Origin of the sequence: Anaerosalibacter massiliensis (assembly GCF_024623155.1) — a bacterium.
In the GTDB taxonomy this organism is placed as follows: domain Bacteria; phylum Bacillota; class Clostridia; order Tissierellales; family Sporanaerobacteraceae; genus Anaerosalibacter; species Anaerosalibacter massiliensis.
Window position 1 is genome coordinate 230870 of the sequence record NZ_JANJZL010000003.1, and the last position, 13705, is coordinate 244574.

Genomic DNA, 13705 nt, shown 5'->3' on the forward strand with positions numbered 1-13705 from the left:
TCTGGTGGCAATTAAATCAATCTTAACATCACAGACAGATTTTACGGGTGAGTTTCCTGTAAGCGAGAAGACAGTTGCTCTATGGCGATTTAATGAAGCTTCACCAGATAGCAACAACATGCTTACAGATGATTCCGGCCATAACAGAAACTTCTTTGTATCCGGATGGTCAGGTACATCCGCCAACTTGTTATCCGGTAGATTAGGAAGATTTTTCAGGCAGAATATCATTAATCCAACAAGTGAAAAGACTCATTTAGTGACTACCAATGACGGTAGCTTTTTTAGTGATTTAGGTGAAAAGATTGTTGTTGGCGGATGGATAAATCCAACTACTTATTCTGTAGGGCAGACGTATATCCCGATTTTTAATACTAGACAAGGACCTGGTCAGCCAATTTTTTATGTTTCTTTATTTCAGGGAAGGTTGCGATTAATGCTGTATAATGCCTCAGGCTCCTTGATATATGATCAGACCGAAACGCCTACTATTACCCTAAAGAATAACGGGTGGTACTTTATCGCTTCTATTATCGAGGTAAACAACAAAAGGGTGCAGAACTTACTTTGTGACCGAAGTGATGGCGCTGTTTGGCAATCTCCAGTTCGAACATTCACTGGAGACTTAAATCAATCTTGTATTGCGGATATTGTGATGGGGATGCATGCAAATACCTATTATTACGCTGGAGGATTTGATGACTGGTTTTATGAAAAAGATTCTTTACTTACCATGGAGGATCTTATTTCCTATTTCAAATCTTCAATTTTGGCAAACGGTGGTGACAGTGCTGCTGATGTAGATGCCCTTGCGGACCCTGGCTCTGTCATGTTGAAAGCAACAAGCGGAGTCTATGCACAAAGTGGTCAGCTTTTTACGATAGCAGCTGCCTGTAGTCTTGCAGGAACGGGCAGGGTATCAGTTACAAGTGAATACACCGCAGGTATAACAGCCATAAGCCTAGTGGAAACTTCTACATCAGACGATCTGTCTAGCTGGACTGAATGGCAGGCCGTTGGAGCAAGCGGGGAACTGCAGTCGCCTAACAGAGAATATATCCGTTATCGAATTACACTATCCACTCAAGATACTAGCAAAACTCCTAAGCTTCTCGAAATACAGCTTCATGATATACCAAAACCACCTTATGAGAGACTTGGATTTGCCAGACCAGTTGTGTTGGATACTAACGGTGCTTGGGAAGCAGTGCTAGAGAATGCCTTTGATATCATAGTGACAAGTGAGGTGAATGGCGCCGATATTTTGGAGTTTAAACTGCCATTTCATGATTCCAAGCGAGAGGCTTTAGACAATGAAAAGCAGGTACAGATTGTCAATGATGTTTATCGTATTCGAACCATAACAGATGAGAAAAGTTCAGATGGTAGAGTTGTAACTCAGGTGTATGCGGAAGCTGCCTTTTATGATCTTTCCTTTAGCGCTGAGAAAGAGCCCATGGAGTTTGTCGCAGAGACACCGGAAGTTCCAATGCGCTATGCCTTACTTGGTACTGGCTGGTCATTAGGAAATGTCACTGTCAGTACAAAACGAACATGGCAATCAACAGAGAAGAATGCTTTATCTATCCTTCGAGCCATACAGAATATTCATGGCGGTGACTTGATTTTCGATAGTGCCAATCGGCTGGTACACCTTTTGACATTTAGCGGTACGGATAGTGGGGCCTTATTCTGCTATAGAAAAAACATGAAAAGCATACAGCGCGTGGTGGATACAAGAAGTCTAATTACCAGGCTTTATGCTTATGGTAAAGGTGGCATGACGTTTGCCTCCATCAATGGTAATAAGGAGTATGTCGAGGATTATAGCTATTCATCAGAAGTTAGAGTAGGAACGCTGGATGCTTCCTCGTTTAGTAATCCCTATCAGTTGCTTGAGTTTGCCAATATGCGCCTGGCTCAGTATGCGAAGCCACGAGTCTCGTATGTTCTTTCAGCTATGGATTTATCGGTGTTGACAGGCTATGAGCATGAAGCATGGAAGCTTGGTGATATAGTAACCGTAGATGATAAAGATTTGAATTTATCTGTCAAAACTCGTGTGGTTCGCAGACAATACAATCTACAAGAGCCGTGGAAAACAGTACTGGAGCTATCAACAACTTTAAGAGAACTAGGAGATTCCTCTGCTGGATGGGATAAAGCAGCCGATATTTTATCTTCCACTGATGTTCTTGACCGTCAGGAATTAAAAGACTTGGTGCCTTTTAATCATCTACGAAATTCACGAGCTGATGATGGTCTAACCTATTGGTTAAGTTCAGGTTTTACAGTTGACCCTAATAATGGTGTATCAGGAACAGCTTCTTTTAAAGCTGAGGGCGTTTTAGGAATGACGAAAAGTCTATCCCAGACCGTTTATCCTGCCAGTAGGAAGAGTTACACTTTCTCAGCGCAGATTGCATCGGAAAATCTTCAGAAAGGGCCAAACGGGCAAGTTGGGATTGAAGTTGTCATTGAATATGAGGATGGGTCGACAGAAACCAGGTTTATTGATCTCTTTTAGGAAGGAGGCAGTGCTATGGCTTATTTTTCACAGACAGCACATGCTATTACACCGAGAGGTATTGGAAAGATAAAGTCGCTTACCATCCGTCTTTTCATTACTGATTGTTCTGGTGAGGTGTTCTTTACAGATATGCTTTTGCAAGGTGGCTCCATTGCTACGGGCTGGATTGGTCATGTGTCAGAAATTAAGTGGACGTTGGATGGGTAGGTGGTGCAGATGTCAGTTACATTTACCAGGTTTGCTGAGACGATTCATTGTAAAGAGGATAAACGAGTAGTAAGCGTAACAGTGAAACTACTTCTTGAAGATTGCACAGGTACTGTTTATTTCACTGATATTCAGGCTCAGGAAGGTGATCGTCTAACTGGTTATACAATTAATACAGAAACGATGCTTCAAAAATACCGAGAGGGCGGTGTTATTGTTCCTGCTCGTTTTTATAACGGAGTGGTTCGTAGCGGAGAGACGGTTATCCTCTTCAATCTGGGTTCAACTTCCGCTGGTCTTGACTGTCATATCTATCCTATACAGAATATGGAAGCAGGCAGTATCCAATTGTCTCAAGGGGCAGGGGCGCATAGGGTAAAATTTAAAGAGGCTGCTAGCCCAGACGATACCTTTTCACTACTAGCATCAACCAGACAGTGTTTAAAGAATGGAAACCCAACTGATAAGGAAGGATTTTTTCAATATACAGCATCGGGTGATAGCAAACATGTGGTGAAGCTAGAGGACAGAAAATCAGCTCGGCTATTGTTCGAATTTCAAGAAATGCAGGAAGGAAGTGAGCGCCCTTGATTGATTACCTAAAAGGTAAGCGGTGCATGGTTTGGAGCTTCATGGGAAATGCCCGCATGTATCAGGCACTACGAGACTATGGTGATCGAATTGATACGGTGGGTATTTTCACTTTTGAAGTGGATATCACCGGGACCATAACAGAAACAGGAACAAGCATATCCAGTATGCTTACTTACATTAACCGCTGGCCTCATATCAAATGGCTGCTTACAATCATGAATCATGGTACGGCTTCTATTTTTACAGCCCTTAGAAATAATACCAATGGTGCAAAGGATAAATTTCTTACTGAGATTATTCGCATCATGAATAAGTATCCTTGGTGTGCTGGAGTGGATATAGACTTGGAACGTGGAGGTGGCTATGAAAACAAGGATGCTGCTAATGCTCTATTTCGAGACATATATAACACTGTCAAAGCCTATGATTATTCGAAACTCGTAAATATTTGTCTACCAGGCATGACTGGAGTACAAGGATCGGTTGGTGGCGAAAACTGGTGTGTTTATGAAGACTTGAATCCCTATTGTGATACAGTAGCGATTATGAGTTATGGCATGGCATGGGCAGGCTCTGCACCGGGCCCGGTATCTCCCAGGGATTGGTTGGAAGGCATTTATGATTATGCAGTCCGGGTTATGACTCCTGAAAAAATATTTTTAGGACTGCCTGCATATGGTTGGAACTGGAGAATCCACGATACACCAGAAAATCTGGGCATCACTTATCGTGGGATTTCAAACACATATTATGCCGCACAGCTTTGGATGACAGGGGGATATAACTTTACAGATGATGGACCACCACAGCCCATGATTCCTATCATAGCGTATTGGGATGATTATGATAAGGTGCCTTGGGCCTTGCCACATGTGTATGACTACATGGAAGGCTGGGATGCAGTTTCAAGAACCTATCCTTTACTGGTTGAAACTTATAACCGACGCAGGTATTTGACTGCCTATAGCAAGCAGCAAAAAACTGAATTTGGCACGATATATGTAGATCGTAGTGGCGGAACTCCTGATAGCTATACTGGTAATGTATCGGTTTCTTCTCAAATGATAACACTTGGTGAAGAAGGTGAAGCCGAATACGAATTTGAAATTGCATCTGCTGGTATTTATGATGTAGCCATTCGCATCTCATTTCCCTTCTGGGATAAGAATAGTATTCATGTTTCACTTGACGGGACAAGTAAGGTATTTAGCGAGAATAGGCTGTGGTGGCCATACTGGCGAACAACTTGTTGGCTTTCTTTGGTTTCTGGTGTATTTCTTTCAGCTGGTACCCATACTGTCAGCGTTAGTGCCTCAGTACCAGGTGTGCAGTTCTATGGATTTCGAGTATGTTCGAGTTTTTCTGAAGAACTTTCTGCTGGAGAGGCAGAGTTTATGCTATCTCCTCGCAAATTTAAAGATGTGAACGGTTTAATGGCTGAACCCGATAAAGGTTTTAAATTGACCACTGAGGTGCTACGCAGAAAGCCTGATTCAGCACTAATTTGGTATGAAGACTTCAGAGATGACAATCCACTTCCCTCCAGCTACTGGATAGCACTAAGCGGCGAGTGGCAGATATGGCAAAATCAAAATGATCTCGCCAATCGTCCCTATTCGCAGCTTGACGGGTATGGCCAATTGGCGTGGAAGTATAGCGGGTTTTCAGATGTTCATTTGCGGGCAAGGTTGGCTTTTACTCCAGAGGGAAGTGGTCGTGCAGGCATTTTTTGTGGTAATGTCTTTTGCTGTTTAAACTTTAATACACAGCGTATTGAACTATATAATGGTTCTTCTCTAATCGGCAGTTATGCCACTGAAATCGTTAAAACGGCATCAGCAGATCTTCGCTCAAATCCAAGAATGTACACCATTGAAATGAGGATACGAGGAAACTCTGTGAGGGTTTATTCCGGAGCAAGCAATGTTTTGCGCTTTACAGCGACGCTTAGTGGTTTTTCAGGAGGGTATGCCGGGGTTCGGTCTGATGGACGTATTCTATGCGAATTACTTAGACTGGGAGATGCCTGGACTTATGAACCTTATGAAAGGTTTGATGTAACCTTCCCGGATGGAACCACAACTGAGTATGGGCGGCTTGCAAGAACCGGTGTAACATGGGATAGTGAGTTTCAGGTTTTCACAGTTAACAATGATGTGGAGGAAGCTTCTACACGAAACCAGGACATCTCTATGGATTATGATTTCTTCCATTCAGGCCTTTTGCCATTGGTCTGTGGAAATGATTATTCAGTAAAAATCGTGTCCAAGGACATCAATATCTGGATTTCACGTTTGTTTCTTGGAGATGCTGACGGTTTTTCTATTCTTTATTATCAGGATGTAGACAGCCTTGTCTATTGGGCAAACGAAGCGGCATATCGGTGGAAACTTAGAGGAATTGCCATATGGTCTTTAGGACAGGAGGATATGAGGCTATGGGAGGCACTGCCTAAACAAATATAATTAACGATTCAGGAGTGTTTGCGAAAAATTGCAGGCACTCTTTTTGTATCTTCACCAATCACGAAGGAGGTAAAAATCATGAAGGAAATATGGAATTGGGTACAAGCTGCCCTTACAGCACTTGGTGGATTCTTGGGCTGGTTTTTAGGTGGTTTTGATGGTTTTTTATATGCATTAGTAGCATTGATGATAGCTGATTATATCACTGGTGTTATGTGTGCCATTGTTGATAAGAAGCTATCTAGTGAGATCGGATTTAGGGGCATCTTTAAGAAGGTGCTTATTTTTGTTTTGGTCGGAATTGGACATATGATTGACATAAACCTTATTGGAGATGGAAGCGTGCTCCGGACAGCCATTATCTTTTTCTACTGCTCCAATGAGGGAGTATCCATGCTAGAAAATGTTGGTCGACTAGGACTGCCAATACCAGAAAAGCTAAAAGATATTCTTGCACAGTTGCATAACAAAGGAGGTAAGGAACAATGAATTTGAGAAAACTTATTCTAACTGAAAATGCGTGTTATAAGGCAGGCAGAAAGATTACACCGAAGGGCATAATGGTTCATAGTACTGGTGCAAATAATCCGTATCTTCGTAGATACGTTGGACCGGACGATGGCCAGTTGGGTGTAAACGAGTACAACAATCACTGGAATCAGGATAGACCAGATGGAAGGCAAGTTTGTGTCCATGCATTCATTGGAAAGCTTAAGGATGGTTCAATTGCCACTTATCAAACCCTGCCATGGAACCATCGTGGATGGCATGCAGGTGGAAAGGCAAATGATACTCATATTGGTTTTGAAATCTGCGAGGACGGTTTGACCGATGCCTCGTATTTTAATGCAGTTTATAAGGAAGCGGTAGAACTGTGTGTGTATCTTTGCAAGCTCTATAACTTGACCGAAAAAGATGTTATTGGCCACTATGAAGGATATCAAAAAGGAATCGCAAGTAATCATGGAGATCCGAGAAACTGGTTTCCAAAGCATGGAAAAAGCATGGATACCTTCAGAGCGGATGTGAAAAAGCTATTAAGTGAAGGAGAGAAGCCTGCAGAACAGGAGAGAAAGAAATATTATCGTGTTCAAATCGGTGCCTATTCTGTAAAAGCCAATGCGGAAGCGCAACTTGCCAAAGCTAAGAAAGCTGGCTTTACCGATGCCTTTATTAAGTATGATTAACGAACAGCTAATTTTAATGACCCGAGGAGTGTAACAGCTCTTCGGGTCTTTTGCTTTTTTAGGGGTTCGAATCACCGAATTTTTTTGCATATAGTTGCAGGGTTCTCCCTGTAGAAATGGAGGTTGCCTATATGCAGATAACTAAAATTACAGATAAACAAGATCCACTAGCTATTCCTAAAAAGACACCTTTAAGTACTAAGAAGCTTCAAAGAGAGTTTGATTATTATAGAGCGGAAAAACTGCTGCGTCAAATGCTTGAAAAGGGTCTTGTTACAGAGGTAGAGTTTAACAAAATTATGCGTTTGAATCGCGAAACTTTCTCACCGTTATTAGCACAGATAATGCCCGATATTCCTTGATATACTGGGCACTCAGAGGTAATATGTCACATACCTTGAGGAGGTGAATGTGGTGAAAAAGGTAACAAAAATAAAAGAAACGAACAATCGGCTTCAAAAAAAGCTAAAACTGCGGGTGGCTGCTTATGCTAGGGTATCAACAGATAATACGGAACAGCTAATCAGCCTGGAAGCACAGAAGGTCCATTATGAAGCTTATATTAAAGCGAACCCAGACTGGGAATTTGTTGGCATTTATTTTGATGAGGGTATTTCAGGCACGAAGAAAGAGAATAGAACAGAACTACTTAGGCTTATTTCTGACTGTGAGAACAAGAAGATAGATTTTGTAATTACAAAATCTATCAGTCGATTTGCCAGAAATACAATAGACTGTTTAGAGATTGTAAGGAAGCTAACTGATCTTGGAGTGTTCATTTATTTTGAAAAAGAGAACATCAACACACAGTCTATGGAAAGTGAGCTTATGCTGACCATTCTAAGTAGCCTAGCAGAGAATGAATCTATCTCAATTTCTGAGAATAATAAATGGTCCATTCAAAAACGGTTTAGAAATGGAACCTACAAGCTTTCTTATCCTCCCTACGGTTATGATTATATAGATGGGCAGATTGTAGTGAATAAAAAACAGGCCGAGGTTGTTAAACGGATTTTTACAGATGCCTTAGCAGGTAAAGGAACGCAGAAAATTGCACAAGAATTAAACGATGAGGGTGTACGTACTAAAAAAGGCGGTCAATGGAGAGGAAGTACTATCCGAGGTATTTTACGGAATGAAAAATATACTGGAGATGTAATCCTTCAAAAAACATACACTGACGATAATTTCACTAGACGAACCAATAAGGGAGAGAAGGATCAGTTTCTTATCGAAAATAATCATGAGGCAATTATTAGTCATGAAGAGTTTAAGGCAGTGAATCTTGCAATCGAACAGCGAGGAAAAGAAAAAGGCATCAAGAGTGGCAATAGCAAGTATTTAAATCGCTATCCCCTTTCTGGAAAGATTCAATGTTCTGAATGCGGGAGTACTTTCAAGCGAAGAATCCATGGAACTAAGAACAATAAATATATTGCCTGGTGTTGCTCCAAACATATCACTAATATAGAGGAATGCTCCATGATTTACATTCGGGAGGATAGCATCCATCAAGGCTTTGTGACGATGATAAATAAGCTCATCTTTAGTCACAAAGTTGTTTTGAGGCCTTTGCTTCAGAAACTGAAACTCATGAATTATTCAGATAATCTGATTCGGGTTCAGGAAATTGAATCGAAGATGGAGAAAAATGCAGAGCAACTTCAGGTATTGATTAACCTCATGACAAAGGGATACTTGGAGCCTGCTCTTTTTAATAAGCAAAACAATGAGCTTCGCTCTGAAGCAGAGAAGCTGAAAGATCAAAAAGAAGCACTCTACCGTTTCATCAATGGTGGAATGGCTAAAATAACAGAATTAGAAAGACTTATCAAATATGTTTCAAAGTCAAAGAATATTGAAAGTTTTAACAAGGAAGTATTCGAGCAGTTTGTTGAAAAGATAGTTGCTTTTTCGCCAACAGAAATAGGCTTTAGCCTAAAGTGCGGCTTATTACTTAAGGAAAGGATGGAGAGATAGATGCCTCATGTACCATATGGATATACGATTCAAGATGGAAAAGCGGTGATTGACCAGCTACAAGCAGAGCAGCTAAAGAAGCTATTCAAAGCATATCTTTCAGGTCTTTCCTTGAAGGATGCGGCTAAGAAAGCTGGGATTGTTAGATATCATGCCACTATTGCGAATATGCTCACAAATAAGCGATACCTTGGGGATGACTATTATCCCAAGATTATTGATGAGGATACTTTTGAAAAGGTAGAGGCTGAAAAGTTAAGACGGGCACAAATGCTCGGCAGAATTTGGGAGCATAAACCAAAGGAAAATAGTATTAAGAAATACCAGTTCGCCATGCCAACACCGGATGAGCTTTATGATGACCCATTTAAACAAGCAGAATATGTTTATAGCCTTATAGAAAGCGAGGCGATTGATAATGACGATGAGTAGGAATGTAACAGTTATACCAGCACGAGCTCGTGTGGGTAATAACCAAGAAACTGAAAGTAAAACCAAACTTCGAGTGGCGGCTTACTGTAGAGTTTCAACTGATAGTGAAGAACAAGCCTCCAGTTATGAGGTTCAGATTGAACATTACACTTCCTACATTAAAGGGAACCCTGAATGGGAGCTGGCAGGAATTTATGCGGACGACGGGATTTCAGGAACCAATACTAAAAAGCGCGAAGAGTTTAACCGGATGATTGAAGCATGCATGGAAGGTAAAATTGACATGATCATTACCAAGTCCATTAGCCGTTTTGCCAGAAACACGCTGGATTGTTTGAAATACATCCGGCAGCTAAAGGATAAAAATATCCCTGTTTTCTTTGAGAAAGAGAACATCAATACTATGGATTCCAAGGGTGAAATCATGCTGACAATCATGGCTTCACTGGCCCAACAAGAAAGCCAGTCCTTAAGCCAAAACGTAAAGCTAGGCATTCAGTACCGCTTCCAACAAGGTGAAATTCAAGTCAACCACAACCGGTTTTTAGGATACACCAAAGACGAAAATAAAAGGCTTGTTATTGTTCCTGAAGAAGCCGAAGTGGTAAAGCGAATCTATCGAGAATACCTTGAAGGAGCAAGTCTCCTACAAATAGCAAGAGGCCTAGAAGCGGATGGTATTCTCACTGCAGCTAAAAAGCCTAAGTGGAGACCCGAGACGCTTAAGAAAATACTGCAGAATGAAAAGTATATAGGAGATGCCTTGCTTCAAAAGACTTACACCGTTGATTTTCTTTCCAAAAAGCGAGTAGTCAATAATAGAATCGTACCTCAGTACTATGTTGAGAACAGTCATGAACCTATCATCCCGCGTGGAATTTTCATGCAGGTGCAGGAAGAACTGGTAAGGCGGGCTAACCTTTATACTGGAAAGAATGGTAAGAAGCGAGTTTATAGCAGCAAGTACGCTCTGTCCAGTATTGTCTACTGCTCAGAATGTGGTGAAATATATAGAAGAGTCCACTGGAACAATCGAGGCTGCAGGTCTATTGTCTGGCGATGCGTCAGCCGCCTAGAGGAAAAAGGGTCTGATTGCACATCCCCTACAGTTAATGAGGAAGTGCTACAGGCAGCAGTTGTAAAAGCCATCAATGAGTTGCTGGCCAGTAAGGATACCTTTCTCTCCACTTTACAGGCCAATATCGAGACAGTTTTAAATGAAGAACACGACAAAATTACCAATGATATTGACGTCAAGCTGGAAGAACTGCAAAACGAACTTTTGCGGCTTGCCAATTCCAAAACAGATTATGAGGAAGTGGCGGAAGAGATATACCGTTTGCGGGAGCAGAAGCAAAATGCACTAGTTGAAAATGCAGAGCGAGAAGGAAAAAGGCAACGAATCGCTGAAATGACTGATTTCTTGAATGAGCAATCCTGCGAGCTGGAGGAATATGATGAGCAGTTAGTAAGACGGCTTATTGAGAAAGTAACGATATATGAAGATAAGCTCACCGTTGAATTCAAATCAGGTGTTGAAACTTATATAAAAGTTAAAGAATAATTTGCAAGTGAATTGTTTTACTAGTCTCTGAACAACAAAAATATTATATTGACATAGGCGTAAATGTTGTTTATAATCAAAACGACATTAATGTCGTTTTTGGTTATAAAGAAATTTTGGAGGAAACTATCATGTCTCCTAGGGTAAACGATAATTATAAGATAAATAAAAAACAAAAAATACTTGAAGCTGCCAAGAGGGTATTTATAAAAAAAGGTTATATTCAAGCGACCATGCAGGACATTATTGTTGAGGCGGGTATTTCAAGAGGCGCTTTGTATTCGTACTTCAATAATATTGAGCATGTATTTGAGGAACTTCTTAAGTTAGACGATGAAAAAGATATTACTTTTATTAATATTGATGATGACTACACTTCTTCTTGGAAGCAACTCATAGATTGGATCAGATTTCAACAACATATTATATCGTCTAACAATGAATTTTTACTCTGTAAAAGTGAGTTCTTTTTAATAAAACACCGAGAATCTAACAAGTCAAGTAGCTCTTATATTACAGAGAGATATAAGAAGTTGATAACCGCAATCAGGGATTTTATAGATAAAGGAATTAAGAAAAAGCAATTCCATCCTTGCAAGTCATCAGAATTGATAGCTCTATATATGGTTTCATTTTTTGATGGATTAATGATAGATACATTTAATTTAAGTTTGGAGTTGACAAGGGTAAATGATCAAATTGATATTTTAATTTTTACATTAGAAAATATGCTTAGGCCAATTAAATAATATGAAGGAGTGTTTTTATGTTATTTCAAACTAAGAGAATCATTTTACGAAAAATGACTGCCCAAGATACAGAGATTTATCATAAATGGAGAAATGATATAGATGTTATGCAAACTACTTCTCCGTTGTTAGATGTTTACCGTATTGAAGAAACAGAAGAATTTGTTAATCAAATAATCTTAGGATCCTGCTCTTCAAAATGCTACATTATACTTGAGAAACAATCTAAAAAGCCAATTGGAATTACTTCGTTAATAAATATTGATCATAAAAATCGTAATGCAGAATGCATTATTGATATTGGAGAAAAAGAAGTCTGGGGGAAAGGGTATGGATTAGAGGCAATGAAATTACTTCTTGATTTCGGATTTCTGGAGATGAATTTACACAGAATATCGCTGAGAGTTTTTTCTTTTAATGGAGGGGCAATAAAATTATATGAGAAACTAAGCTTTCAGCAAGAAGGAAGAGCACGCGAAGCTATTTTCCGCGATGGAGTATGGCATGATATCATTCATATGGCAATTTTACAAAGTGCATATATAGAACAAATGAGAGAAAAGTAAAAAAATCATACAGAGGAACAGATTTCTTGAGTGAACAGTCATGTGAGTTGTAGGAATATGATGGGTAGTTGGTAAGGCAAATTATTGTGAAAGTAATAGTCTTAATTGCAGGAATAACAGGAAACGGAAAATTCCACTAGAATGAGTTACAGGAATATCGCAGAGGGGTTTATAGCAAGGGCATATACTCAAAATAGGCACGTCCCCACTGTCATGCGGAGGAGGGTCGTTAATGCTGAAAGATTATCAAAAACTTGCTATTGAAAAGGTAAGGGAAAATGCTAAAGGTAAAATTAAAGAAGATAGGGTTTATTTGGAGCAAATTTGTAATCAGTTTAGTGTTGATGTTGAAAAACTGATTAATCAAGTAATGCAAAGTCCTATTACCATAAACTTTCATCCGGATAGATTATCAAACAATAATAAAACAGTCATAGAGAATTTGTTGGAGCAAGGGCGGTATCATGGACAATTTCGTACCGGTACTACTAATGGTGGTAAAACAGCTTTTGTTGGCGGCGACCGCTTTATGTGGGAACAGTGCCTATTTCACAGCGCATATCCGAATAATTCGTTTGATCGCCCTAAATATGGCGCCTTGAATATTTTTAAATATATTGATGGAGCTTCTGTTCGTTTTGGTTCATGTTACCTTGTTTTGAAAAAAGAAATAATTGATAGATGTACTTTTTCATATGGAGACAGTTCGACTAATCCAACAACTTTATGCACAAATGACACTTTTGTTTGTGTTTTGGCAGATTTACTTAGAAATGTACAAAACAATGGAAAACTCCTAAATCAAGTAGTTTCATCAGAACAAGAAGCATTAGCGATTTTATTAAATAAAAGAGATGTTAAAGTCATAGGAAGAAATCTTGATTATTGCATTGAAACGCACATTCATGGAGATGTTCATCTTTTAGATGATGTAGATAGCTTTTATATGGATGAATCTTATCAGGAAACAACATTTGAAGAAAAAGCTAATGAGTTGTGTCATAGGTATGGGATAAAACTTAAATGGATTCCAAAGAGACAGATTAAGCTTGAAGAAATAGGCGATCTATTTCGCGGTCCAATGATTCCGCTATTAGCCAAGAAGATTGATACTATTTGGGGTAATAATCAAGGCGTTATGAACGCTGCCCTTCTGGGGAAAGCATCTCAAGATAGTGAACTTAACCCGGAAAAATGGAATGATATTGGAAGTCAATCAGAGGTTTTCCAATACATAAAGCAACTTTGGCATACAATTGGATATTTTGGTTGATATAAATGGTTTTATAATAAATCAGATTGTGGTTCTACAACCGCAGGAAAACATGATGAATATTCCAGCGATGCAGGATGAAATGCGCCGTCCCATGATGCTGATTGTATCGGCGAACAAAAAAGTGGATAGATAGAACTAAAACACCTATAAGGTAT

At 39.7% G+C, this 13705-nt stretch carries 13 protein-coding genes; all 13 read left to right on the plus strand.

All coding sequences use genetic code 11. The features are described from left to right. Window positions 1-4: 4 nt before the first annotated feature. The 13 genes from NSA23_RS06425 (at window position 5) to NSA23_RS06485 (ending at window position 13547) form a co-directional block, all read left to right on the plus strand. On the plus strand, window positions 5-2527 hold the full coding sequence (locus tag NSA23_RS06425; RefSeq protein ID WP_042679835.1) for a phage tail spike protein: 2523 nt from the start codon (window positions 5-7) through the stop codon (window positions 2525-2527). Window positions 2528-2542: 15 nt separating this feature from the next. Next, window positions 2543-2737: a hypothetical protein gene (locus NSA23_RS06430; RefSeq protein ID WP_024400885.1), complete on the plus strand. Its 195-nt coding sequence runs from the start codon at window positions 2543-2545 to the stop codon at window positions 2735-2737. 9 nt (window positions 2738-2746) lie between these two features. Further along, the gene (locus NSA23_RS06435; RefSeq protein ID WP_021400988.1) at window positions 2747-3328 is read left to right on the plus strand and encodes a hypothetical protein; all 582 of its coding nucleotides are present in this window, start codon (window positions 2747-2749) and stop codon (window positions 3326-3328) included. A gap of 41 nt (window positions 3329-3369) precedes the next feature. Further along, complete coding sequence (locus NSA23_RS06440; protein ID WP_222704734.1) at window positions 3370-5796, plus strand: glycosyl hydrolase family 18 protein; 2427 nt, start codon at window positions 3370-3372, stop codon at window positions 5794-5796. Window positions 5797-5874: 78 nt separating this feature from the next. Next, window positions 5875-6285 (plus strand): phage holin family protein, encoded by a 411-nt coding sequence (locus tag NSA23_RS06445; protein ID WP_021401105.1) that lies wholly within the window; start codon window positions 5875-5877, stop codon window positions 6283-6285. Next, window positions 6282-6983, plus strand: a complete 702-nt coding sequence (locus NSA23_RS06450; protein ID WP_042679829.1) for an N-acetylmuramoyl-L-alanine amidase — start codon at window positions 6282-6284, stop codon at window positions 6981-6983. The genes NSA23_RS06445 and NSA23_RS06450 overlap by 4 nt, the downstream gene beginning before the upstream one ends. Before the next feature lie 131 nt (window positions 6984-7114). Next, complete coding sequence (locus NSA23_RS06455) at window positions 7115-7345, plus strand: SHOCT domain-containing protein (protein WP_021401091.1); 231 nt, start codon at window positions 7115-7117, stop codon at window positions 7343-7345. Between the two features lie 52 nt (window positions 7346-7397). Continuing rightward, window positions 7398-8963: a recombinase family protein gene (locus NSA23_RS06460; RefSeq protein ID WP_021400986.1), complete on the plus strand. Its 1566-nt coding sequence runs from the start codon at window positions 7398-7400 to the stop codon at window positions 8961-8963. Then, window positions 8964-9395: a recombinase family protein gene (locus NSA23_RS06465; RefSeq protein ID WP_021401071.1), complete on the plus strand. Its 432-nt coding sequence runs from the start codon at window positions 8964-8966 to the stop codon at window positions 9393-9395. Further along, window positions 9382-10959, plus strand: coding sequence for a recombinase family protein (locus NSA23_RS06470; protein WP_257490345.1), 1578 nt, complete (start codon window positions 9382-9384; stop codon window positions 10957-10959). The genes NSA23_RS06465 and NSA23_RS06470 overlap by 14 nt, the downstream gene beginning before the upstream one ends. Before the next feature lie 131 nt (window positions 10960-11090). Then, the gene (locus NSA23_RS06475) at window positions 11091-11708 is read left to right on the plus strand and encodes a TetR/AcrR family transcriptional regulator (protein WP_014256628.1); all 618 of its coding nucleotides are present in this window, start codon (window positions 11091-11093) and stop codon (window positions 11706-11708) included. Window positions 11709-11725: 17 nt separating this feature from the next. Continuing rightward, window positions 11726-12274, plus strand: a complete 549-nt coding sequence (locus NSA23_RS06480) for a GNAT family N-acetyltransferase (protein WP_042679813.1) — start codon at window positions 11726-11728, stop codon at window positions 12272-12274. A gap of 232 nt (window positions 12275-12506) precedes the next feature. Next, the gene (locus NSA23_RS06485; RefSeq protein ID WP_042679811.1) at window positions 12507-13547 is read left to right on the plus strand and encodes a DUF3626 domain-containing protein; all 1041 of its coding nucleotides are present in this window, start codon (window positions 12507-12509) and stop codon (window positions 13545-13547) included. Window positions 13548-13705: the final 158 nt, after the last annotated feature.